A 23,888-nucleotide genomic window follows, 5' to 3' on the forward strand; every position below is an offset into this window, starting at 1 on the left:
GGCGGACTTAGCGGATTCCTTGGGGAATCCGCTTTTTGTGCGCAGAGAAGATGTACGCCGGCGGGCTGGACGTTGAAATCAAAGGCAAAAAGGCCCTTGATTTCGCCCTATGCGGGCCGAACGGTGAAATCAAAGGCAAAAGTGCCCTTGATTCCGCCCTATGCGGGCCGAACGTTGAAATCAAAGGCAAAAAGGCCCTTGATTTCGCCCTGAGCGGGCCGAGCGTTGAAATCAAAGGCAAAAGTGCCCTTGATTTCGCCCTGAGCAGGCCGAACGTTGAAATCAAAGGCAAAAGTGCCCTTGATTTCGCCCTGAGCAGGCCGAACGTTGAAATCAAAGGCAAAAGTGCCCTTGATTCCGCCCTATGCGGGCCGAGCGTTGAAATCAAAGGCAAAAATGCCCTTGATTTCGCCCTGAGCGGGCCGAGCGTTGAAATCAAAGGCAAAAAGGCCCTTGATTTCGCCCTGAGCGGGCCGAGCGTTGAAATCAAAGGCAAAAAGGCCTTTGATTCCGCCCTATGCGGGCCGAACGGTGAAATCAAAGGCAAAAGGCCTTGATTCCGCCCCCGGCGCGTCGCCCGCCCCGCAGAAATGTGTGCGTTTTCTCTTGCCAAGCAAGACAAATAATGATAAAGTAATACTAAAGAGTTACTTATAGTTAACCATTAATAATAGATAAACTATTAAACGGCAAGTTAGGAAAGGAAGCGCGCATATGAAGCTAGGAATTATTGCTGCGGTCAACGAGGAAAGCTTTGTTCAGGCCAATAACAGAGGATTAAGTTTTCTGGAGTTTACCATTAATGAGGGAGACAGCGTAGATGAATTTACCCGTCAGGTTGATCAGATCGCTGAGTGGTCTTTCAAATATGGGATAGAGATTGGTTCGATCGGGCGCTGGAAATCGCTGCGGATTGACACGCAAGGTGCGATCATCCGTGAAGAGCTGGAACGCTGCTTTAAGCTGATTGATGCGGCAGCCACACTGAATTGCCCGAGCTTCGTGGCCGGCTGCAACTATGTGGAAGAGCTGTCGCTGTATGAGAACTGCACGGCGGCGATTTCCTTTTTTAGTGAACTGATTGCCTACGCCAAACCTAAGAACGTCGCCGTCTCCTCCTATAATTGCCGTAAAGTGAACTTTGTAAATACACCGGACATCTGGCGGATCATTCATGGACATCTGCCGGAGCTGGGCATCAAATTTGATCCATCGCATGCCCGCTTCTTCGGAGGGGACTATCTGCAGGAGACGCTGGACTGGGGACACCGGTTTACGCATGTACACCTCAAAGGCTCACTACTTGTGAACGGACAGAAGGTGGATGAGCCGCCAGCCGGGATGGACCAGACCGATTGGCCTTCATTCATAGCTACATTAAGAGCGGCCGGTTATGACGGCGGGCTCAGCATTGAACCGCGCAAATCGGCGCTGCCGGACCATCTGGCGGACAAAGGCGTTGATTTCTCTGCGGCCTATTTCAAAAAACTGTTGCTTGAAGATTAATAAGAGGTGATTACATTGACAGGTAAATTAAAATACGCGCTGATCGGCGCAGGCGGCAATGCGGAGAAGAAGCATATCCACGGCTATCTGGCCCTGGAGGATGTTGAGGTTGTAGCCATTTGTGATATCGATGTAAGCAAGGCAGCCAAGATGGCGGAGAAATACAATGTGCCGGGTGTGTACAGTGACTATAAGGAGATGTTCCTCAAAGAACGTCCTGATATCGTCAGCATTGTTACACCGAACTATCTTCATGCTGAGATTACTGAGTTTGCCTTGGCGCATGGCGCCCATGTCCATTGCGAAAAGCCGCTCAGCATCAGCAGTGAGGAGGCTCAGCGCATTATTGCTGCCCGCGACCGTTCCGGCAAGCAAGTGATGATCGGCCTGAACAACCGGTTCCTTAATGAAGCAGTCTTTCTGAAAAAGTGGATTGATGACGGGAATCTCGGCAAAATCTATAACGCCAAAGCCGGCTGGATCCGCCGCAGCGGCATTCCTGGCAGAGGAACGTGGTTCACCGACAAGGACCGTTCCGGCGGCGGGGTTATGATTGACCTGGGCGCCCATTATCTGGACCTGGCGCTGTATTTTATGGGCTTGCCCAAGGTTTCTTACGTAGCCGGCAGCATCCACCAGAACTTTGTCCATACCACTGCCCGGAACCGCAACGGCTACAAAGGAATGGAAGGCGGCCTGTTTAACGTGGAGGACGCAGCAACCGGTTACCTTGGACTGGAAAACGGGGCCAGCCTGTCGTTTGATTTCAGCTGGGCTTCCAACATTGAAGAGGACCGCTTCTACGTGGAGCTGATGGGCTCAAAGGGCGGAGCCAGTCTTGTTAACGGCCAGCTTAAGCTGTTCGGCGAAAGCTCGGACATCTGTCTGGACATCACTCCGAAGCTGAAGCTGAATCCGACGCTACAACTGAAGAACGAGTTTAGGCATTTTGTCGACAGTATCCGGCAGAACGGCAGTGAACTGGTTGCTCCCGCGGAAGACGGCCTGTATTTTGCGGAAATCGTAGATGCTTTTTATCAAAGCGCTGCGGCTGGGGCACCGGTGATATTAAAACAGGAGCAGCCGGTAGCTTCTATCAGATAAAGCTGTAATATTGTGCGCGGCATGCGGCATTCCCGAAGAAAGGTTCGGGGGTGGCGCATGTTTTTGTTTATAAATGATAACGTTTACAAAAATGAAAAATAAGCGCTTGCCAAACAAATCCGGAAGTGATATTGTATGAACAGGAAGTTTACTTCTAGTAAATCATTGAACTAAAGATAATAATTTATTGGTAGTAAATAACTTTGGATTTTTATTCAATATTCATTATTCAGGAGGAAACTAACATGAGCAAAAAATTGAGATTCGGATTTATCGGCTGCGGCGGGATCGCCAATCAGAAGCATTTCCCGGCACTTGCCGCCCTTAGTGAAGAAGCAGAGCTGGTGGCATTCTGCGATATCGTGGAGGAGCGTGCGGCTAAGGCAGCCAAGCAATACGGGATTGAAAATGCAAGCGTATACACGGATTATAAGGAACTGCTGAAGGACGAAACGCTGGATGTTGTGCATGTCCTGACTCCCAACGTGTCCCACTCCTACATCACGGTTGATGCGCTGGAAGCCGGCAAGCATGTACTGTGCGAAAAGCCAATGGCCATTAGCACCGAGGAAGCACAGAAAATGCTGGATGCCGCCAAGCGTACCGGCAAAAAGCTGACAATCGGCTACCAGAACCGCTGCCGCGTTGATTCCCTGGCTCTGCATGAAGCCTGCGAAAATGATGAGCTTGGTGAGATTTATTTTGCCAAAGCCCATGCTGTTCGCCGTAAAGCTGTTCCGACCTGGGGTGTATTTCCGGACAAATCGAAGCAGGGCGGCGGCCCGCTGATTGATATCGGTACCCATGCGCTGGATCTGACCCTGTGGAACATGAACAACTACAAACCAAAAATGGTGGTCGGCTCGACGTACCAGAAGCTTAGCAACAACCCGATGGGTAACATGTTCGGACCTTGGGACCCTGAGACATTCGAAGTGGAAGATTCTGCTTTCGGCTTCATCAAAATGGAGAACGGTGCAACAATCTATCTCGAAGCAGCCTGGGCCCTCAACGTGCTGGACGGCAAGGAAGCTCAAGTTACGCTGTGCGGAACCAAAGCCGGTGCAGAAATGCGCGGCAAGGCGTTCCTCGATGAAGGTTATGTTGTGTTCAATACGGCACAGCACGGCCAGCTGGTTGAAACCGGCCCGTCTGACGGCGGTGGTGTAGCCTACTTCAGCGGAGAGAGCCGGAGAGCAAACGATGTGGAAGCACGGATGTGGCTGGATGCGCTGCTCAATGACAAAGAGCCGCTGGTGAAACCGGAGCAGGCCCTGGTTGTAACGCAAATTCTTGAAGCGATCTACAAATCGGCAGAAACAGGCGAGCCGGTATTCTTCTAAAAAGAAGGTGTGGTAACAATGAAACTTGGAGTATTCTCCGTACTGCTGCAGCAGCTGCCTCTGGAGGAGGCGCTGGATATCATCGCCTCCAAAGGACTGGATGCTGTGGAGCTCGGAACCGGCGGTTATCCCGGCAATCACCACTGCAAGCCTGACGAGCTGCTGGCAGATGCCGGCAAGCTGAAAGCCTTCAAGCAGCAGTTTGAATCCAGAGGACTAAGCATCAGCGCACTGAGCTGTCACGGTAACCCGCTGCATCCGCAGAAGGCTGTAGCTCGGCAGTACCATGAAGAGTTTATGGAGACGCTCGAACTAGCCGAACGTCTGGAGGTTCCGGTTGTTGTCGGCTTCTCCGGCTGTCCCGGTGACTCAGATGAGGCAAAGTATCCCAACTGGCCGGTTGCACCGTGGCCGAACGAATACGGAGAGCTGCTGGCCTGGCAGTGGGAACAGAAGGTTATCCCTTACTGGAAGGAAACCGGCCGCTACGCCCAGGACAAAGGGCTGAAGATTGCGCTTGAGATGCATGGCGGCTTCTCCGTCCATACACCGGCTACGCTGCTGAAGCTGCGAGATGCAGCGGGTGAAGCCATCGGGGCCAATCTTGATCCAAGCCATATGTGGTGGCAGGGCATTGATCCGCTGCAGGCGATTCAGATTCTCGGCCGGGCCGGCGCCCTGCATTACTTCCATGCCAAGGATACCGTAATTGATCCGGTCAACGTTAACCGTTACGGGGTAACGGATATGCAGCCGTACACTGCACTGCTGGACCGGGCCTGGAATTTCCGCTCTGTCGGCTATGGCCATGACAGCAAGACCTGGGCTGATCTGATCAGCACACTGCGGCTGGTCGGCTATGATTATGTCATCAGCATAGAACATGAGGATGGCCTGATGTCGGTTGGAGAGGGCTTCTCCAAAGCGGTGGATACACTGAAGCCGCTGCTCATCCGTGAGCCGGCAGCAGAGATGTGGTGGGTATAATCTACAGATAACAACGGGAAAGGAACTGTGCAATGGAGAAATCAGGGCATCCTATATTGCGGATTATCCCCCGCCTGTCATTACAAACGTCGATTCTAACCGAGCGGGATTCCGGCTCCATTGCAAGTCCCGATATCCTGATTGTCTATGTACTGCGGGGTAACCTGACGGTGCAGCGGCAGGAGCTGAAGCTTACGCTCGGGCCGCATGAGTTCATCCTGTTTAATTCGCTTGAGGAGCATAAGCTGAATGCCGGGAAGGATGTTCTGGCCGCCCGGTTCAGGGTTCCCCAGGAGCTGCTGACCTTCTTTGGCGGCCAGGAGGAGACCAGGTTTTTCTGCTGCTCTGTGCGGGAGCGCAAGGATAGCGATGATGAACTGCGAAGCATGTTCACTGAGATTCTGCAGGGACGCATAAGGAATAAAACGATGCATCCTGTGGTGGAAATCAAACTGACCTTCGAGCTGCTTCATCTGCTGCTAAGCCATTATACAGTAAAAACAGGGGCTCCCGGCTCCACGCTTGCCCCGAATAAGCCAAATCAGCGGCTGATGGAAATCTGCTCTTATATGCTGGCGAACTACCGGCAGCCGCTGACCCTGAATGAAGTAGCCGAAAAACATTATGTTTCCGTGCCTTATCTCTCCAAGTCGTTCAAGAAAGAGGCAGGCATGACTTTTTCGGAATACCTGAATCAGATCCGTCTGGATCATGCGATGGCCCATCTGCTGTATACCGATCAGCCGATTACGCGGATCGCTCTGGACAGCGGGTTCCCGAGTCTGACCGCGTTTAACAGGGTCTTCCGGGAAGCATATCAGCTGACACCTTCCCAGTACCGGAAGGCGGCGCTGGAATCCGGTCCGGTGCTATCCGGTGAAGAGGAAGGATCAGTGCTTCCTGCAAATGCCGATCTGGGAGAGCTGGAAGCGCTGATCAGCAATCATACGATGCCGGATGCCTCCATTGTGACGGTGCAGGCTGTGCCGGAACAGGCGGCCAGCTACCGGAGAGTCTGGAAGGAAATCATCAACATCGGCTACGCCCGTGATCTGCTAAATTCCGATCTGCAGGAGCAGCTGCCGCTGATCCGCACCGATCTGGGCTTTACGTATGCCCGGGTATGGGGAATCTTCAGCGATGAGATGATGATCGAGGACCCGTCGGACCCGGATAACGGCTATAACTTCAGCAATCTCGATAAGCTGATTGATATTCTGATCCGCAACAATCTGCGGCCGTACCTTGAGCTGGGCGACAAGCCAAAGCTGATCCAGAAGAATGCCGCCCAGAAGATGGGGAAGGCTCCTGCAGTACACCGGCAGAGAGGAACGGAGGAATGGAGACGGCTGATCCGCTCCTTTCTCATTCACTGCATCAACCGCTACGGCAGCGAAGAAGTGGAGAGCTGGTATTTTGAGCTGTGGCATTCCAGCAAGCATGCGTTTCTGTTTGAGGGAGTGGACCATCTGGTCAGCACCGCCTACCAGCCGGGCGAGATGGAGCAGTGGTTCAATGATTATTTTGTCCGCTTTGACCTGACCTGGAAGGAAATGAAGGAGCTGCTTCCTGCTGCAAACCTAGGGGGCTGCGGATTAAGCATGGATCTGGAGGGGCGCTTCCTGCCGCTTTTGCTGGACAAGTGGAGCCGGAGGGAGATCATCCCGGATTTCCTGTCCGTCTATCTCTATCCGTATGAGTTCACTACGCCTGCAGACGGGAGTGCTCCGGTGTTCGCCCATTCAGCCGACGAGCAGTGGATTCTTCATACGATACAGGCGGTCAGACAGTCTTTGACCGATCATGGCCTTGCGGATTTGCCGCTGCATGTGTCGGAATGGAATTTCAGTATATCTAACCGGGACCCGCTGAATGACAGTATCTTCAAAGCCTCGTATATTCTCAAAAATATGACGGAGGCGCTCGGGGAAAAGGTGCTGATGGGCTACTGGCTTTACTCCGACATTTTCAGCGAGTTCAGGGACTCCCGCCGGCTACTGCACGGGGGAGCGGGGCTGATCTCCAAAAATGGAATCAAGAAGCCCGCCTATTATGCCTTTGCCTTCCTGAACCGGATGGGCAAGCAGCTGATCGGCCGGGGCCGGGATTATATGCTGACCAAGCGCAGCGGTGACTGTTACCAGCTCCTGTGCTTTCATTACCGGCATTCTGAGCTGGGCGGTTACGGGGAGTCAGAGCCTGTACCTGCGCCGGATGAGCTTCAGGAGCCGGGAACCGGGTCTAAGCCGCTGGAGCGTAAGTTCCGGCTGGAGGGTCTGAAGGACGGCAGCTACCGGCTGAAGCGTTCCTCTGTCAGCAGCGAGCGGGGCAGCATTCTTAAAGAGTGGAAAAAATTCGGTGCTGTCCACGATATCCGGCCTGATGAAATTATGTTTTTGAAGCAGATCTGTGTGCCGGACATTTCCGTTGAGCATGTGGAGGTGAAAGGCGGACGAATAGAGATCAGCAGCTCACTCCGCGCTCACGAAATGTGTCTGATTGAGCTGGAACTGCGGATGGATACGTTATAACCAATACTATACTAAAAGAAACGAGGGATAAACATGTCCAGTATTAAACGGGCGGTAAGCTTGTACAGCTACCAGGATGAATATGTACGCGGCAAATTGACGCTGGAAGGCTGTCTGCAGGAGCTGGCGGAGATTGGAGTGGAAGGAGTAGAGGTCATCACGGACCAGATGTTCCACAATACGCCGGAAACCGACGATGCGAGCATCAGGAACTGGAAACGGATCGTTAAGGAAACGGGGATCGTTCCGGTCTGCAACGATATTTTTATCAATACGAACCTGTATCATAACCGTATGCTTACCAAGAAAGAAAACTTGGATTTCCTGAAAAAAGAGCTGGTCCAGGCCCATAAGCTCGGCTTCCCGATGGTCCGCCTTGTTTCCGCCACACCGGCCGATATTATTGAGGAAGCCCTGCCGCTTGCCGAAGAGCTGAATGTCATCATGGCGCTTGAAGTGCATGCGGGAATGGCCTTTGACAATGTTATGACCCAGAGATTTACCGAGATCATGTTCAAGCTGAATTCGCCTTATCTGGGTCTGGTCGTGGATACAGGAATTTTCTGCCGCAGGCATCCGCGCGTATCCACAGCCTTTTTCCTTGATCAGGGCTTGAATCCTGAGATTGTTAAATACATCGACGATATTTTTGCCGGCGGCGGAGATCCGCTTGAGCTTTCCCATAACAAGCTTCCGGAAGACCTGGAAAAGATGGTTCGTTCCCGGATCGACAGAGAATACATTCTCTTCGCGGGCGGATATGAGAACAAGGATTTCTCCGTGCTGGACCCTTATATGCCGTATGTGAAGCATTTCCACGGCAAGTTCTGGGAAATGACGGAGGAAGGCACTGAATACTCCATCCCTTATAAGGAACTGATTGATTACCTGAAGGACAAAGGCTATGGGGGGTATATTGCCAGCGAATATGAGGGCGGCCGCTTTGCCCTTCCGGGAACCGAGATTGATGCGGTAGCCCAAGTGAGAATGCAGCAGGATATGCTGCGTTCCTATATCTAAGCAGAGGAGAGATGAGTATATGTTCGATAACTATGTCCTAACCGATAACAGTCTTGAGAATGTCAAAAATGACGGGGAAATCACCGGCTACAAAATGCGCACGCGCATTACCTACTACCGCGGTATTCCGCTTTCCATGGTCCATGATATCCAGGTTGAGGTTGACGGACAGGAAGTTCCCCGTGAAAGTATCCGTTTTTCGCCGGATGGGGAGATTTATTTTACCCTTGAAGAAATGAAGACGGTAACCAGCTATAAGTGGGAGTATGGGCAAGAAGGCATTGTGTATGTGGAGCAGCCAGGCGGGCTTGCCCCAGGCGAGCATAAGGTGAAGCTGACTCAGGTCTCGCGTGTTGCGTACATCCCCGTACCTTTTGCCGGAACGCAGACAAAGACATTGATGGTGCAATAATACAGTTTAATAGCTGAACGAGAGAGTCCGCAGCGATGCGGGCTTTTTTGTTGAGAGTGTCCTTGAATTCGTGAAAAGCGGGCAGATCGCTGGAATCAAAGGCAAAAATGCCTTTGAATTCGTGAAAAGTGGGCAGCCGGCTGGAATAAAAGGAAAAAATACCCTTAAATCAAGGCAATGCAGCCAAAAAACTCCCCAGGCGGGAGTTTTTTGGCTGCATATTTTGGCTGCTAATAATGCCGGAGCCTTACCTGGCTGACTAATGCGGGCGGGTGAGTTTTCGCTGACATATTTTAACGCGGCAATGAATTGGAAAAGTATATGACACATATACGTTATATAAGCTATAATGGGGCATAAAAAATAAAAAATGGGGTCAGGACATGAATCAACAAAAAGGTCAACAAAGCCTGCTGACTGAGAAAAAAGAACGTTTCTCGAGCAGCGGCTTCATTTTTGCAGCCATCGGCAGCTCGGTGGGTCTGGGGAATATGTGGAAGTTTCCTTATATAACAGGGGAAAACGGGGGCGCAGCCTTTTTCCTGCTCTTCATTGTCTGCCTCGTGCTGATCGGCTTGCCGGTGCTGCTGGCTGAGCTGGCGATCGGACGCAGCGGACGCGGAAGCGCCGCAACCTCGTTTATCCGGGCCGGAGGCGGAAAAGCCTGGAAGGCTGCCGGTATTTTGCAGGTCATCGCGCCGTTTCTGATTCTTTCATTCTACTTGATTGTTGCTGGCTGGACATTGCAGTATGCGGTTATTTCCTTTAACGGACAGCTGTTCAACACTACGGATTATGCGGGTGAATTTGGTTCCTTTATCTCCGGTTACATGCCGATTGTCTGGCAGGGCGTAGCCATGCTGATTACAGCGGCTGTCGTTATTCTCGGCGTATCCGGCGGGATTGAGAAATTCAATAAAGTCCTGATTCCAGGGTTGATTGTACTGTTAATTGTACTGATGATCCGTGCCGTTACACTGCCGGGCTCATCTGCAGGGGTTTCCTTCTTCCTTAAACCGGACTTTTCGGTGCTGACGGCGGAATCCGCACTGGTCGCACTGGGACATGCCTTTTTCTCACTGTCGCTCGGGATGGGGATTCTGCTGACTTACGGCTCCTATGTAGATAAAAGACAGTCACTTGGTACTGCCACACTGGCTATCGGCGCAGGCGATCTGCTCTATGCGTTCATTGCCGGCCTGATTATTTTCCCGACAACGTTCTCGTTCGGGATTGCACCCGATCAGGGGCCATCGCTGATCTTTGTTGCGCTTCCGGCGGCGTTCTCTGCGATGCCTTTCGGTGCCTTCTTCGGCGGCCTGTTCTTCATCCTGCTGGCAATTGCCGCTCTGACTTCGGCCGTATCGCTGCTTGAGGTTCCTGTATCCTATGCAATGGAACGCTGGGGCTGGAGCCGTCCGCGTGCTGTCTGGATTCTGTCGCTGGTCTGCTTCCTGGTCGGTATTCCGTCAGCGATGTCGCTGGGCATGTTCCCTGAGCTTACATTCGGCGGAAAAGCACTGTTCGACTGGATGGACTTCATCACCTCCAACATCATGCTGCCGCTCGGCGGCCTGCTGATTACCATTTTTGCCGGCTACTTCTGGAAAAATGCGGCTGATGCAGCCGGACTGAATGCCCGCTGGTTCCGCATCTGGCTGTTTACCCTGCGTTATGTAGCGCCGGTGCTTGTATTCCTGGTGCTGCTGCATACTTCGGGAATCATCAAATTCTAAGCTGAAGGTACACGCTTGTTAGCCCCGGGACTTGTCCCGGAGGCTTTTTTGTATGCCTATAGCCTCCATTAATACCGCCTGTACAGCTCTCTGGCAACAACACCTTGCTTAAACATACAAAATGTTAAATTAACTACGTTCTCAATGCTCCGCTATCTTTGGTATATTGATTTGTAAGTGTTTACATAGAAAGGGTGATCAGCGTATGAGAACGAAGAGAAAAATAACCTCTGTATTGCTCGCCGTCATGCTGACCGTGAGTTCATTTTCATTCGGTACGGCTAAAGCGGCAGCAGCAGAGCCAAGCAGTCCGTATATTGTGAACGGAGGGTTCGAAACGGATTTTTGGGCCGATAAATCATGGAGTGTGGATACTGCCGCGTGGGATCAGCTGGATCTTCAGCATTACGCTTATGCCAATGATTCCTGGCTTATACCGGATGAAGGTGCACACGCTTTCAAATACTGGATGAAGACCACAGCCTCCGCAGGCACGTCGTTTACGGTGCAGCAGAATGTTCCTGCACTTCCGGCCGGCAGCTATGAGCTTACGGTTAAGTCGATGGGAGGCAGCGGCAAAGAGGCCGGCAACGTTAAGTTGTTCGCGGGAAGCGAGCAGGCAGCAGCTGTATCTACTACGGGTTATAACGCCTGGGGGACAGCCAGCCTCAAGTTTGTCCTCACCCGGAATACCGAGAATCTGGCCGTCGGAGCGGATGTCAGCGGCGGTGCGGGTTCGTGGGGGTATTTGGACAGCTTTGAGCTGAAGCAGCTGAGTACAGATGCGGTACCTCCGGTAGCTGCGGATATTTTTGTGAAGAAGGTAGAAGGTCTCCGGCCGGATTTTATCAAAGGCGTGGACATCTCCAGTATCATCTCGCTGGAAAACAGCGGAGTCCGTTTCTATAACGAGGCCGGGCAAATACAGGATATTTTTACAACCGTGCATGAAGCAGGGGTCAATTATATCCGGGTACGCGTGTGGAATGATCCCTTTGATTCGGCTGGGAACGGCTACGGCGGGGGCAACAATGATCTGGCAACGGCCATCGAAATCGGCAAAAGAGCGACGGCTAACGGCATGAAGCTGCTGGTGGACTTCCATTACTCCGACTTCTGGGCCGATCCGGCCAAGCAGCATACGCCAAAAGCCTGGGAAAACCTGAGCTTTGCCGACAAGAAAACGGCGCTGTACAACTATACAAAGGAAAGCCTGCAGGCCATGCTTGATGAAGGCATTGATATCGGAATGGTGCAGGTGGGCAATGAAACGAACGGGCAATTTGCCGGGGAATCCGACTGGACCAAGATGAGCGAGCTGTTCAGCGCAGGCAGTAAAGCGATCCGGGAGACCGATCCTGGTATCCTGGTGGCGCTGCATTTTACCAATCCGGAGTCGTCAGGCAGATATGCCACCTATGCAAAGACGCTGCAGGCCAATAATGTGGACTATGATGTCTTCGCAAGCTCGTATTATCCGTTCTGGCACGGGACATTGAGCAATCTGACAGCCCAGCTGAAGCAGGTTGCCGACACGTACGGTAAAAAAGTGATGGTCGCCGAAACCTCCTACGCTTTCACAGCCGAGGACGGGGACGGGCACGGGAATACTGCGCCGCAGAGCTCGGGTCAGGTGCTGGATTATCCGATCAGCGTGCAGGGCCAGGCCAATTCGGTGAGAAATGTGATTGAAGCGGTGGCGAATGTGGGTGAGGCAGGCATCGGGGTGTTCTATTGGGAGCCGGCCTGGCTTCCGGTAGGTCCAAAATCCGAGCTGGAGCACAATAAGCAGATCTGGGAGCAGTACGGCTCCGGCTGGGCTTCCAGCTATGCTAAGGAATATGATCCGAAGGATGCAGGCGTATGGTATGGCGGAAGTGCGGTGGATAATCAGGCGCTGTTTGATTTTGCCGGGCATCCGCTGGCTTCACTGAATGTATTCAAGTATGTCAACACGGGTGCGGTTGCTCCGCTGGCCGTTGATGAAATCAAGGATGTAACGGTTACTGCGATTGCCGGCGAGCCGGTCCAATTACCGTCTGTTACCGATGTGACCTACAATGACGGAAGCACCGGAACAGTGGCTGTTACCTGGAATCAGACAGAGCTGGAGCAGGCGATCAGCACGGGTGCGGGCAGCTATGTGATCAGCGGAACGGCTGCGGACGGACTAGGCGTGAAGGCTTATCTCGTGATCAAAAAAGAGAACTTTATCCTTAACGCAGGCTTTGAGCAAACCGACCGGAGCATGTGGAAAATCACTTACGGCGCGGAAAGCAGCCCGCATACCGATTATCAGAACAAAGCGGCAGATGCCAAAACAGGCAACTATTCGCTGCACTTCTATTCGGCTGCCGGAGTCCACTTCAGCGTATCACAGACCGTGTACGGCCTGAAGCCGGGCTATTATAATCTTTCGATGTTCATTCAGGGCGGCGATGCGGCCAATCCCGAAATGAAGCTGTTTGCCATAAACGGCAGCGGCGAGGTCGTCTCAGCGGCTACGGGAGTGAACGGCTGGACACAGTGGAACAATCCGGAGATCGGGGATATCCTGGTGACGGACGGCAAGCTGACTGTCGGAGCCTATGTAAAAGCGGACGGAGGCGCGTGGGGCACGCTGGATGACTTCTATTTAAGCTACGTGAAGGAAGCTGGCGGACAGGAGCCTAATCCGGGAACGGAGAATCCAGGAACAGAGAATCCGGGAACAGAGACACCGGGGACAGAGACACCAGGAACGGAGAATCCAGGAGCAGAGAATCCGGGAACAGAAACGCCTGTTACACAGCCGTCTACGGGTACAACCCAGTCCCCGGCTGAGCTGATTACCCTTAGCGGGGATAACGGCAACGCGGTAATCACCCGTACGACTCAGGCGGACGGGACCAAGAAAGACAAGGTCGATTATACTGCGGCAAAAGCGGCTGAAGCCGTCAGCAAGGCGGCAGCAGCCGGACTGGATACCGTGCGTCTCGTTCTGCCGGATACCGATGATAAGGTGTCAGAGCTGGAGATCGGCTTAGCCGCTGATACGCTGAAGGCGCTGTCTGCCGGCAAAGTGAATCTGGAGATTAACACAGTTAATGCGCGGCTGATCCTGCCGCAGCAAACCTTGGCACTGCTGGGCGGGGATGTCGAGTTCAAGTTCACTCCGGTGAAAAATGAGAGTGCGGTTAAAGCAGTCGGTGAACGGGCGAAGCAGGAGCCGGTTGTTCAGGCGGCAGCAGGTACCGGAGAGGTCAAAGTCGTAGGCCGTCCGGTTGTTATTGAGACAGCAGTGAAGGATCATCCGGTAGAGCTGATTCTCCCGCTGCCGGTCAATGTGATTCCGGCAGATGAAGCAGCCAAGCAAGCGTTCCTGGCTAATCTGGCCATCTATGTCGAGCACAGCGATGGACAAAAGGTGCTGCTGCAGCCGGAGGTTGTCCAGTATTCGGCAACTCAGCTGGGGCTGAAATTCAGTGTCAGCAAATTCAGTACCTTTACTATCCTGAATATAGCAAACTGGGCGGCTTCGCAATTGCCGGCTCACGAACCGTATATGCAGGGTTATCCTGACGGCACATTCAGACCGGACCAGGCGATGACCAGAGCGGAGATGGCAGCTGTATTGTCCCGGATCGGTGCAGGTCAGACTGCAGCTGGCGGTGCTGCTGGGGATGCAGTCTATAAAGACCAAGCCCGTTTCGGATGGGCAGCCGAAGCTATTGCACAAGTAACAGCGGGCGGCCTGATGAGCGGCTATCAGGATGGCAGCTTTGGCCCGGATCTGTTCATCACCAGAGCGGAGATGGCAGCGATTGTTGTCCGCTGGATGAAGCTGGACGGAGCAGCAGCAGCTGCTCCGTTCACCGATACCGCCGGGCATTGGTCAGCCGGTAATATCGCACGGGTTCAAGCTGCCGGCTACATGAACGGCATGCCGGACGGCAGCTTCTCACCGGATCAGATGCTGACCCGGGCGGAAGCCGTAACGATCATTAACAGGGTACTGCAGCGCGGACCGCTGTACGGCATCCAGACCTCTTCGTGGACAGATGTATCCACCAGCCACTGGGCATTCCGCGATATCGTAGAAGCTGCTGTCAGCCATAAATATAGTGACAGAGCAGATGGCGGGGAAGAGCGGGAGTAGGAATAGGTTCTACAGTAAAATGAATGCAGGCAGACTTCTGCCTGCAAGACATGGCGGCTCAGGGTGACAATCCCTGGGCCGCCATTTTTGACGATCAGGTACAGCGGAATCAGCCCGCCGTGAACCCGACAACGAGGAAGAACAGGGTATTGCCATAGCCTTTAATACAATTGACATTCTGGAGACGGTTCTGCCGGGCCTAGCGCGAGAGCCTAATCATAGTAAATGGCATCGTACGGAAACTCCAGCTTCTTCAGCCGGTATTCCTTGGGGGTCATGGACATATATTCGCGGAACACTTTGCCGAAATAGCTGGGGCTCTCAAACCCGCACTGCCGGCCGATTTCCTGAACGGAGAGATCTGTCGTACGCAGGAGGGAGAGCGCCGCTTCCACCCGCCGTTCCCGCAGATAAGCGAGAGGGGAGGTCTGTTCGGATTTCTGAAAGAGCCGGCACAGGTGGTGCTTATTGACCCCGCAATGCTCTGCAATCATATCCAGAGTCAGCGGCTCGGCGTAATGAGTCTTCAAGTATTTTTTGGCTTTTAACATAATCGAGCTGGTAGCAGCGCTGATCTCCTTGGTGATCTCCCGGCTTGTTCTGACCAAATCGAGCAGCCAGCTGTAGACCTGGGCGGACAGCACATATTTGTCGGTCACTTTTTCCTCGGCAATCGTCCTCAGCAGCTCCCATAGTCCCGTGACCAGCGGGGAATCGGCTTCTCTCTGTATGACATGCCCCTCCTGCGCAATAATCAGCTCCCAGATACGGTTTGCCTCGTCACCCCGCAGATTCAGCCAGAGAATTTCCCAGGGCTGGCCCTGATCCGAATAGTAATAACGGTGATTGCTTGGAACCCGGACCAGAAAGCCCGTGCCCCTGGTTAGAGGAATCAGCTGCTGCTCCACCTCGATCCAGCCCTGACCGCTAAGCGTATATTGAAAAATAACATGCCCCGAGTCCGGGCGCTCATTGCCTGCAAAGCTGTATTCGGGACTGCTGATTCTCTGCCAGCCGATAGAGCTGAGCGTCAATATTGAAGTATCGTCATTATGAAAAGCATAGGATGCTGGCTCTGACATCATTCTGCCTCCTGAACTTAAAAGTCAATTTTGTTATATTATATAGCACAACTTTTAGATTGTCTGCGGCTGGCTGCACAGGTAAGATCGGAGTAGAAAAAGGAGTGAGGTCAGATGGATCAGACGACAAAATGCAAACAGCTTATCAGGCTGCTTCCGGGGGAATGCTGGTGGGGAGGACGCGCTGCTGATGGCAAAAGCATGCCCTACGGGACGGAGCTGTTCCGGGCGGATCTGGATGAGCACCATTACGGGAATCAGGCTTGTCCGCTGCTGCTCTCCAGCCAGGGAAGATATATCTGGAGTGAAGAGCCCTTTGCATTCCGGTTTGAAGACGGTGTCTTGTCGATATCCGGACAGGGTGAACTAATCAGCGGAGAGGGCTACGGCAGTTTAAAAGGCGCATTCGGGCAGGCATCCCGCAGCTACTTTCCGCCTGCTCCCGGCATACCGGAGGAGCTGCTGTTCACCGCACCGCAGTACAATCTGTGGATCGAGCTGCTCTATGAGCCGGCTCAGGAGAAGGTATTGCAGTATGCGCATAAGGTGCTTGAGCACGGGTTGCCTCCGGGTGTCATCATGATTGATGACAGCTGGCATGAGCCATACGGCACCTGGACCTTTCATTCCGGCAGATTTCCTGATCCCGGCCGGATGGTTCAGGAGCTTCATGATCTGGGCTTCAAAGTCATGCTGTGGGTCTGTCCATTCATCAGTCCGGATTCGCGTACATTCCGCCAGCTTGAGCCTGCCGGAATGCTGCTGAAGGACCGGGAGGGCAAAACTGCCCTGCGGAAATGGTGGAACGGCTTCAGCGCCGTGCTGGACTGCACTAATCCGGAAGCGGTCAAGTGGATTCAAGCGCAGCTGGATACCCTGCAGCAGGAGTACGGAATCGACGGGTTCAAGCTGGACGCCGGCGACGCTGAGTTCTATGAGCCGGACGATCAGGCTTTTGTTCCATCCACGCGCAGCGGACACAGCGAGGCTTGGGCCAGAGCCGGCCTGAAATACAGGCTGAACGAGTACCGGGCCTGCTGGAAGCTGGCCGGACAGCCGCTGGTTCAGCGGCTGAAGGATAAAAGCCATGACTGGGAGGAGAACGGGCTGGGCGCACTGATTCCCGACGGGCTGGCCCAAGGCCTGCTGGGCTATGCGTACACCTGCCCCGATATGATCGGCGGGGGGGAAATCGGCAGCCTGACCTCAGCCAGGATCGATCCTGAACTATTCGTCCGGTATGCCCAGTGTTCTGCGCTGTTCCCGATGATGCAGTATTCGGCTGCACCGTGGCGGGTGCTGGATGAGGAGCATTTGGCTATCTGCGTAGAGGCAGCCCGGCTGCATGCGCAGTTCGGCAGCGAAATCCTGGAGCTGGCCCGCCGCGCCTCCGTTACCGGCGAGCCGATCATGCGCCATATGGCGTACGAGTTCCCGGGCCAGGGCCTGGAGGCCGTCAAGGACCAGTTTATGCTGGGTGGCAGCGTTCTGGTTGCTCCGGTTATCCGCAAAGGGATGAGATCCCGCAGCGTGATTTTCCCGGAAGGAACATGGACCGGGGATGACGGCAGCATCGTTACCGGCCCTGCTGAGCTGGAGATTGAGGCCCCGCTCAGCCGGCTGCCGTATTACCGGAAGGGGTAACGCTGTGTCATCTGCTGTATGGAAGCTGTACGGCAGATTTCAGAGAAGAGCAGGCTGCAGAGGCCGTTAATCCCCGCAGCCTGCGTATTGAGTGGGCCTGCCATGCTGTGCGGTGACTGTAACGGACCGTAGCACCGTCATTTTTCCTATATAACGCTTCTGACAAAGCTAACGGACTGTAATGCGCTTAAATCATCCCCGGGAGACATTTTTAGGCCAATTTATCGAATGTAAGGGCACTGGTGTCCGTTAGACTGAAAATATATCGATTGTACCGGAAATAAGAGCATCTCTGTCCGTTAAAAACATTCAGCATTACCTGCTCATTCACCGGTTCGGTTATGGTTTGCTGACCCGCCCGGGACTTTCGGAAGGTGCCCGCCGATAATCGCCCGCCATTTTGGGTAAATAAAAGGTAGTCGTTTGGATAACCTATTACTCTAATATGGAAGAAATGAGGCGATAAGCATGTCAACTTTGAACAATAGCCACCAGGAGGCTGTCGAGACGGTCCGCAAGCTGATTAAGGGCATTGATACGGCGATGTTCACTACGATTTCACCTGAAGGTCTGGTTTCCCGGCCGATGAAAACGCAGGAAGTGGAATTTGACGGGGATCTGTGGTTCCTGACCAAACGGGATACCAGCAAGTTCGACGAGATTCTGCACGACCCGCGGGTTAACGTGGTATACGCAGATAAATCCTATGTATCTATCCGCGGTGTGGCGAGAATCGTAGAGGATGTGGCCAAGAAGAAGGAATTCTGGAATCCGGGCTATGAGGCTTTTTTGAAGACCAGCTATGATGATCCGGAAGTGATCCTGATTCAGGTGCATGCCGAAGCGGCAGAGTACTGGAAGAGCGGCAATCTGGCCGAGAAGGCGACCTACATGTTCAAAAGAATAACCAACCAGAATACGGAAGATTCGAACCTCAATCAGACGGTTGAACTGGAATAGCACTGAAGAGGATAGCATGACAAAAAGGAGCCCGCTGCGAAAGCGGAGCTCCTTTTTGGTTCGTGGCTGTATGCTGAAGCTCAGATTTTGAACTGGTTCAGAATCTTCTGGAGATCATCGGCCAGACTGGCTAATGCCTGGGCTGAAGAAGAAATCTCTTCCATGGAGGCCAGCTGCTCTTCGGTTGCGGCAGAGATATTTTGCGAGAGGGAAGAAGAGTCCCTGGCAACCTCGCTAACCTGGCCGATAGAGGCATTCACGCTAACGGCACCACCGGCGAGCTTTTGCAGAGCAGCAGAAATGTCCCCGATCTGGGCAACGAACCGGCTCACCGCCTCATCAATGTTGCGGAAGGAGCTGCCGGCATCGTCCACTACGATCAACCCGGCATGCACTTCTTTTGAAGCGATATCCATCGTATGCAGTGTTGTCTCTGTATCCTGCTGGATAAGGTGTATAAGCTGCGTAACCTGCTCGGTTGATCTGTCCGACTGCTCGGCCAGCTTCCGCACTTCACCGGCTACCACTGCGAAGCCTCTGCCATGTTCCCCGGCTCTGGCTGCTTCAATTGATGCATTCAGTGCAAGCAGATTGGTCTGGGCTGAAATCCCGGAGATCACACTAACAATCTGCTCTATTTGACTAGAGCGGCTATTGAGGCTGTTAACTGCTTCATAGAGGCTGCTTACATTTGTAGAAATCGAGTGCATTTGTGAGGTAACCTCTGTAATGGCCTGATTGCCCTCAAGCGACATTTGGGAAGCGTGGAGTGCATCTTGTTTCATTTGTTCTGTATGGCCGGCAATTTCCCGGGCATAGCCGGTCATGTCAGAAATGGAAGCCGAGCTCTCTTCGACAATATCCACCTGCTTCTCTGTACCGGATACCAGATCCTGAACCGTCTCGGCAATATGGCCGCTGGCATGGCTGTTCTGTTCTGCGCTGGCACTGAGCTCCTCGGATGTGGAGGCAACAAAATGAGAGGACTCCTGGACTGTGCTGAAAATAGACTGTAGCCTGCCGGTCATTGCATTAAAAGAAGCTGTAAGCTCACCAATCTCATCTTTGGAGGTATAGCTGCCTTTGACCGTAAAATCACCGCTTTGCGCCTCAGCCAGCAGATGCCTGACTTCCTTAACCGGTTTTACGATCATCCGGGCAATCAGAGTGCCCAGCAGCACCAGGAGCGCCAGTGCAGCAAGAATAACAATGGAGGAGATAATAAGAATGCGGATTACACTGCTCTGATTTTCGGTGTTTATAGTGCCTGCACCATCCACTTTCGAGCGCTGCAAGGCTTTAAGCGTATCATTAACCAGTTTTCGCTGTGATTCAACTTCCTCAGTATAAAGAGCGTAGGCCTCTGTATTTTTATTTTGGATAGCCAGTTCCACGACCCGGTCCCGGGAGATTTTCAAAGCATCGGCGTACTCATGATATTGGGTCATTAACTGGCGTTCTTCTTCTCTGAGATGGGTTGCTTCAATCTCCTGAATCATGCCGTCAATTTCCTCCCAGGCGGAGATGATCTCCCCGTTAAGCTCCTTGGTCCGAGCGGCATCTGTGGTTGCGAGGATTTCCAGCGTGTAGGCATCACTTGCCCTGACGTTTACCCGGATTTGCATAACGGTATTAAGCGGTATCAGATTTTCTTCATACATGACTGTTGATTCATCAGCCATTTTATTGGTGTATTGCTGTCCGAGAATCCCCACTGTTAATAAGGAAATGGCGCTTACGCAGATAAGGATCATAAGCTTTTTGGCAATGCTAAGGTTTTTCAGAAGCTTCATCGGAGTTCCCCTTTATTATCTGTAATTTGAATTGTTTTTCAACTCTCAGATATATCGTCAGTCTGGTCCGGTTTTTTAAGGAAAATAGAGGGGAATAGTACTTTTTTCGTTGTGTAAAATATGGAAAAAGGGCTTTAGTCCCCCTGGGAGACTAAAGCCCTCTGTAGTAACGGTATGATTTTATAAACAGATCAGCCTTGTACGGCTCTCAGTCGGTAGGTGCAGCTGGCGAAGTCGCCGCGCAGATCGGACACGATGAGACCGATGCGCATCAGGCGGTCGCCGCCGTAAGGTGTTCCGCCGAAGGCCGGCTGGAACGGGGCAGAGCTGTCTGCTGCAGCAGCCGCTGTACTGCCATGGCTGTCCGTGCTGTCCGCTGCGCCGGTCTCCAGCACATAATCCAGCTCAGGATCAAGTCCTTTAAGCGCAAGCCGGGTAATTGGGGCATTAGGCTTGGCAAGTACACGGAAGTACGCGACAAAGGCTTCTGTCTTGTCTTCACTGACAAACATCCAGGCGGTATCCCCGCTGCCTTCGAACGGGCTCATCAGCCGGTACATATCACCTTGCTGGACAAGCGTACGGATTTCTTTGTATTGGGCGATCTGCTTGGCAGCCAGGTTCTTTTCTGCTTCGGTGAAGGCAGTCAGATCCAGCTCATAGCCGAAGTTTCCGCTCATGGCCACGTCGCCGCGGATCGCAAGCGAGGTTGTGCGCTCAACCTGGTGGTTCGGCACGGCGGAGACGTGTGCGCCCATGCTGCTGGCCGGGTACACAATGCTTGTGCCGTACTGGATCGCCAGACGCTCGATGGCATCGGTGTCATCACTGGTCCAGGTCTGCGGCATGTAGAACAGCATGCCCGGATCGAACCGGCCGCCGCCGCCGGAGCAGCTCTCGAACAGGATGTCAGGGAAACGTGAAGTCAGGCGCTCCATCAGGTTATACAGGCCGAGCATGTAGCGGTGGGCCGTTTCCTTCTGGCGCTCAGGAGCTGCAGCAGCAGAGACAACCTCGGTCATGTTGCGGTTCATGTCCCATTTAACATACGTAACCGGCGCGCTTGCAAAGACGGCGCTCAAGGTTTCATACAGATAATCGCAGACCTCCGGACGTGAAAGGTCAAGAATCAGCTGGTTGCGAGCCTCGGTACGGCGGCGCCCTTCAGCATGCAGGCACCAGTCCGGGTGTTTGCGGTACAGCTCGCTGTCCGGCGAGACCATTTCCGGCTCTACCCACAGGCCAAATTGCAGGCCTTCCGCATTTACGCGGCCGGCAAGGTCAGCAAGACCGCCTGGCAGCTTGCGGCTGTGTTCGAACCAGTCGCCGAGCGAGCTGTCGTCATTATCACGCTTGCCGAACCAGCCGTCATCAAGTACGAACAGCTCGATGCCGAGCGGACCGGCTTCCTTGGCAATGGCTGTGATTTTGTCGGCATCAAAGTTAAAATAAGTCGCTTCCCAGTTGTTGACCAGAATCGGACGGGCTTTGTCGCGGTGAACGCCGCGGGAGAGGCGGGTCCGGTACAGCCGGTGATAGGTGCGTGACATGCCGCCGAGACCTTCGCCGGAATAGACCAGCACCGCTTCCGGGGTCTGGAAGGTCTGACCCGGCTCGAGCAGCCAGGAGAAATCAAACGGGTTAATCCCGATGTTGACACGGGTTGTTCCGAACTGCTCAACCTCGGCAACCGCAGCGAAGCTGCCGCTGTAGACCAGGCTGAAGCCGTATACATCGCCGTGGTCTTCATCCGCGCCGTGGCGCAGCAGGGCCATGAACGGGTTAAGCTGATGGCTGCTTGAGCCGCGGCGGCTCTCCAGCGCTACCGCTGCGCCTGGTACAAGCGCGCGGCGCTGAATATGACGCTCTCTTACCCAGGCTCCGCTGAGGTGAAGGGTATCGTAGGCGGAATCGGCAAAATCAACCGAGGCGCTCAAGGCCTGCTCCAGCCGCAGCGGCTCCGAGCCGTTATGCTCAAAGTGTACGGAGCGGGCAATCGCGCTGTGATCAGCAAAAACAGTGTACAGCAGCTTTACGGTAAGCCCGGCGTAGTCGTCCTTCAGGATAAGCTCCAGTGTCTGTGCTTCATCATCGCTTTCAGTATAGACAGCGGGAAGTCCTTCCAGAACCGGCTTGCCGGAAGTAATAGCATATCCTGCATATTTCAGCTCTGTAATCCGGCTGCCGTCGGCAAGCTGGGCCTGGTAAGCAGGACGGCGGAAATCACTTGTGCCGTATTGCGGATACTCCTGCGGCAGGGCATCCAGTGAAAGGGACGGTTTGCCCGGCACCGGATTCGGGGAGAACGATGACCGCTCGCGTAGCTGGAGCGCATCAGTCAGACTGCTGTCGTGGCGGAGGCGTGATCCCCAATACACATGGGACGGATAGCCTTCGACGAGTTGGATAATATAGCTGGTATCTTTGGATTGAAGATGGAACAGGCCAAGCGATTCGTCTACATAAATGTTCATGCTCATGTAATGAACTCTCCTTTATTCTTGTAATGATGATATCTGTACAGCCGGATTACTCCGCTGCCGCACCGCAGCTTCCCCGGACAATCAGCTTTGTGCCGATCATCGTATGCGACGGCGCTTCACGGCCTTCAAACCGCTCGGCAAGCAGCTGGACCGCAGCCCTGCCCATCTGCTCGGGATAGGCGCGGATGGTGGTCAGCGGCGGCTGGACATAAGCCGCCATCTCGATATCGTCGAAGCCGACAACCGCCATCTCCTGCGGTACCTGCACCCCGTGATCATGCAGGGCGCGCAGGGCGCCGACGGCAAGCGGATCACTGGCAGCGAAGCAGGCGGTCGGCCGCTTCGCACCTGCCAGCAGCTCGTCCATCATCCGGTATCCGTCGGCGCTGCTCCAGCTGCCAGTGCGGATCAATCCGGGATCGTAGCAGCCCTGCTGCTGCATCACCCGCATGAAATGATGGGCCCGGCGTTCGCCGCCGTCGCCCCCGCCGATAAAAGCAATCTCGCGGTGGCCCAGGGCAAACAGGTGACCGAGTGCCTGATCCACTGCCTGGCGGAAATGCGTCCGCACCGAGTCATAGTCGGAGCGTTCCTGATACTGGTCAACGAGCACTATAGTGTCGGGATCGTTATGCAGTCCTTCAATCTCTTTGAGATCGAAGCCGCCGACAACGATAAGACCGTCGCCGGGCCGGAGCAGGTGCTGCGGTGCCCGTCCGCGCAGTGTCTGTCCGAGCCGGATGCCGAGCTCCTCACAGCGCAGCTCGACTCCGCGGCGGATAGAGCCGTAATACGGGTCATCCCTTTCTTCCTCGGGAGAACACCAGAGCAGCAGCGAAACGGTTTTGCCGCCCAGCTCGGTATCCCGTTTCAGCTGTTTCAGCCGGGCAGGCTTATACTCAAGCTGCTCCGCTACCGCAAAAATCCGGGTCCTCGTATCGTCGCTGACAGCCAGGGTCAAGTCGTTATTTAATACCCGTGATACAGTAGCTGCGGATACTCCGGCTTCACGGGCGATGTCTTTAATCGTTGCCAAGCCGACCCCGCCTTTTTTAGTTAATAAATTTACTAAATAATGATTACGCTTTTATCCTACCACCCGGACGGGGAACTTTCAAGCAGACTTTTGCCGAGAATGGAAGCTGTTCT

Annotated in this window: 17 protein-coding genes; 13 read left to right on the forward strand and 4 right to left on the reverse strand. The window is 53.7% G+C overall.

The genetic code is table 11. The features are described 5' to 3' along the window. The first annotated feature begins 35 nt into the window (after nucleotides 1-35). The 11 genes from NST84_RS07465 to NST84_RS07515 all read left to right on the forward strand — a co-directional run bounded on the left by NST84_RS07465 (nucleotide 36) and on the right by NST84_RS07515 (nucleotide 14,777). Nucleotides 36-557: a hypothetical protein gene (locus NST84_RS07465; RefSeq protein WP_342564976.1), complete on the forward strand. Its 522-nt coding sequence runs from the start codon at nucleotides 36-38 to the stop codon at nucleotides 555-557. A gap of 157 nt (nucleotides 558-714) precedes the next feature. Continuing rightward, a complete protein-coding gene (locus tag NST84_RS07470; protein WP_342564977.1) occupies nucleotides 715-1,506 on the forward strand; it encodes a sugar phosphate isomerase/epimerase family protein in 792 nt (263 codons plus the stop codon). A gap of 15 nt (nucleotides 1,507-1,521) precedes the next feature. Further along, entirely contained in the window at nucleotides 1,522-2,610 is a 1,089-nt protein-coding gene (locus NST84_RS07475) for a Gfo/Idh/MocA family oxidoreductase (RefSeq protein ID WP_342564978.1), read from the forward strand. A gap of 245 nt (nucleotides 2,611-2,855) precedes the next feature. Continuing rightward, the gene (locus NST84_RS07480; protein ID WP_342564979.1) at nucleotides 2,856-3,953 is read left to right on the forward strand and encodes a Gfo/Idh/MocA family oxidoreductase; all 1,098 of its coding nucleotides are present in this window, start codon (nucleotides 2,856-2,858) and stop codon (nucleotides 3,951-3,953) included. Nucleotides 3,954-3,971: 18 nt separating this feature from the next. Further along, nucleotides 3,972-4,940, forward strand: coding sequence for a sugar phosphate isomerase/epimerase (locus NST84_RS07485; protein ID WP_342564980.1), 969 nt, complete (start codon nucleotides 3,972-3,974; stop codon nucleotides 4,938-4,940). A 32-nt stretch (nucleotides 4,941-4,972) separates the two neighbouring features. Beyond that, nucleotides 4,973-7,471, forward strand: a complete 2,499-nt coding sequence (locus NST84_RS07490; protein ID WP_342564981.1) for a helix-turn-helix domain-containing protein — start codon at nucleotides 4,973-4,975, stop codon at nucleotides 7,469-7,471. A gap of 33 nt (nucleotides 7,472-7,504) precedes the next feature. After that, nucleotides 7,505-8,491, forward strand: a complete 987-nt coding sequence (locus tag NST84_RS07495) for a TIM barrel protein (RefSeq protein ID WP_342564982.1) — start codon at nucleotides 7,505-7,507, stop codon at nucleotides 8,489-8,491. 19 nt (nucleotides 8,492-8,510) lie between these two features. Next, entirely contained in the window at nucleotides 8,511-8,903 is a 393-nt protein-coding gene (locus NST84_RS07500; RefSeq protein ID WP_342564983.1) for a DUF6379 domain-containing protein, read from the forward strand. A gap of 70 nt (nucleotides 8,904-8,973) precedes the next feature. Then, a complete protein-coding gene (locus NST84_RS07505) occupies nucleotides 8,974-9,162 on the forward strand; it encodes a hypothetical protein (RefSeq protein ID WP_342564984.1) in 189 nt (62 codons plus the stop codon). A gap of 124 nt (nucleotides 9,163-9,286) precedes the next feature. Then, the gene (locus NST84_RS07510; protein ID WP_342564985.1) at nucleotides 9,287-10,639 is read left to right on the forward strand and encodes a sodium-dependent transporter; all 1,353 of its coding nucleotides are present in this window, start codon (nucleotides 9,287-9,289) and stop codon (nucleotides 10,637-10,639) included. A 205-nt stretch (nucleotides 10,640-10,844) separates the two neighbouring features. Then, nucleotides 10,845-14,777, forward strand: coding sequence for a glycosyl hydrolase 53 family protein (locus NST84_RS07515; RefSeq protein ID WP_342564986.1), 3,933 nt, complete (start codon nucleotides 10,845-10,847; stop codon nucleotides 14,775-14,777). Between the two features lie 212 nt (nucleotides 14,778-14,989). On the opposite strand, the gene NST84_RS07520 is transcribed toward NST84_RS07515, so the two are convergent. Then, nucleotides 14,990-15,859: an AraC family transcriptional regulator gene (locus NST84_RS07520; protein ID WP_342564987.1), complete on the reverse strand. Its 870-nt coding sequence runs from the start codon at nucleotides 15,857-15,859 to the stop codon at nucleotides 14,990-14,992. A gap of 114 nt (nucleotides 15,860-15,973) precedes the next feature. On the opposite strand from NST84_RS07520, the gene NST84_RS07525 reads away from it, so the two are divergent. Then, nucleotides 15,974-17,503: a glycoside hydrolase family 31 protein gene (locus NST84_RS07525; protein WP_342564988.1), complete on the forward strand. Its 1,530-nt coding sequence runs from the start codon at nucleotides 15,974-15,976 to the stop codon at nucleotides 17,501-17,503. Between the two features lie 468 nt (nucleotides 17,504-17,971). Further along, the gene (locus tag NST84_RS07530; RefSeq protein WP_342564989.1) at nucleotides 17,972-18,463 is read left to right on the forward strand and encodes a pyridoxamine 5'-phosphate oxidase family protein; all 492 of its coding nucleotides are present in this window, start codon (nucleotides 17,972-17,974) and stop codon (nucleotides 18,461-18,463) included. An 80-nt stretch (nucleotides 18,464-18,543) separates the two neighbouring features. Here the strand turns inward: NST84_RS07530 and NST84_RS07535 are convergent, their stop codons facing one another. The 3 genes from NST84_RS07535 to NST84_RS07545 form a co-directional block, all read right to left on the reverse strand. Next, entirely contained in the window at nucleotides 18,544-20,256 is a 1,713-nt protein-coding gene (locus NST84_RS07535) for a methyl-accepting chemotaxis protein (RefSeq protein WP_342564990.1), read from the reverse strand. Between the two features lie 191 nt (nucleotides 20,257-20,447). Then, nucleotides 20,448-22,730 carry an alpha-galactosidase gene (locus NST84_RS07540; protein ID WP_342566369.1) on the reverse strand — a complete coding sequence of 761 codons (2,283 nt, stop codon included), beginning with the start codon at nucleotides 22,728-22,730 and terminating at the stop codon, nucleotides 20,448-20,450. A 55-nt stretch (nucleotides 22,731-22,785) separates the two neighbouring features. Then, nucleotides 22,786-23,775 carry a LacI family DNA-binding transcriptional regulator gene (locus tag NST84_RS07545; RefSeq protein WP_342564991.1) on the reverse strand — a complete coding sequence of 330 codons (990 nt, stop codon included), beginning with the start codon at nucleotides 23,773-23,775 and terminating at the stop codon, nucleotides 22,786-22,788. Nucleotides 23,776-23,888: the final 113 nt, after the last annotated feature.

The sequence above is a fragment of the Paenibacillus sp. FSL R7-0345 genome, assembly GCF_038595055.1.
GTDB lineage: Bacteria > Bacillota > Bacilli > Paenibacillales > Paenibacillaceae > Paenibacillus_AQ.

Excerpts from the sequence above, each read along its gene's own strand:
- NST84_RS07470 (WP_342564977.1), top strand. The coding sequence starts at position 715 with ATGAAGCTAGGAATTATTGCTGCGGTCAACGAGGAAAGCTTTGTTCAG.
- NST84_RS07480 (WP_342564979.1), top strand. The coding sequence starts at position 2,856 with ATGAGCAAAAAATTGAGATTCGGATTTATCGGCTGCGGCGGGATCGCC.
- NST84_RS07485 (WP_342564980.1), top strand. The coding sequence starts at position 3,972 with ATGAAACTTGGAGTATTCTCCGTACTGCTGCAGCAGCTGCCTCTGGAG.
- NST84_RS07490 (WP_342564981.1), top strand. The coding sequence starts at position 4,973 with ATGGAGAAATCAGGGCATCCTATATTGCGGATTATCCCCCGCCTGTCA.
- NST84_RS07495 (WP_342564982.1), top strand. The coding sequence starts at position 7,505 with ATGTCCAGTATTAAACGGGCGGTAAGCTTGTACAGCTACCAGGATGAA.
- NST84_RS07500 (WP_342564983.1), top strand. The coding sequence starts at position 8,511 with ATGTTCGATAACTATGTCCTAACCGATAACAGTCTTGAGAATGTCAAA.
- NST84_RS07510 (WP_342564985.1), top strand. The coding sequence starts at position 9,287 with ATGAATCAACAAAAAGGTCAACAAAGCCTGCTGACTGAGAAAAAAGAA.
- NST84_RS07515 (WP_342564986.1), top strand. The coding sequence starts at position 10,845 with ATGAGAACGAAGAGAAAAATAACCTCTGTATTGCTCGCCGTCATGCTG.
- NST84_RS07520 (WP_342564987.1), bottom strand. The coding sequence starts at position 15,859 with ATGTCAGAGCCAGCATCCTATGCTTTTCATAATGACGATACTTCAATA.
- NST84_RS07525 (WP_342564988.1), top strand. The coding sequence starts at position 15,974 with ATGGATCAGACGACAAAATGCAAACAGCTTATCAGGCTGCTTCCGGGG.
- NST84_RS07530 (WP_342564989.1), top strand. The coding sequence starts at position 17,972 with ATGTCAACTTTGAACAATAGCCACCAGGAGGCTGTCGAGACGGTCCGC.
- NST84_RS07535 (WP_342564990.1), bottom strand. The coding sequence starts at position 20,256 with ATGAAGCTTCTGAAAAACCTTAGCATTGCCAAAAAGCTTATGATCCTT.
- NST84_RS07540 (WP_342566369.1), bottom strand. The coding sequence starts at position 22,730 with ATGAACATTTATGTAGACGAATCGCTTGGCCTGTTCCATCTTCAATCC.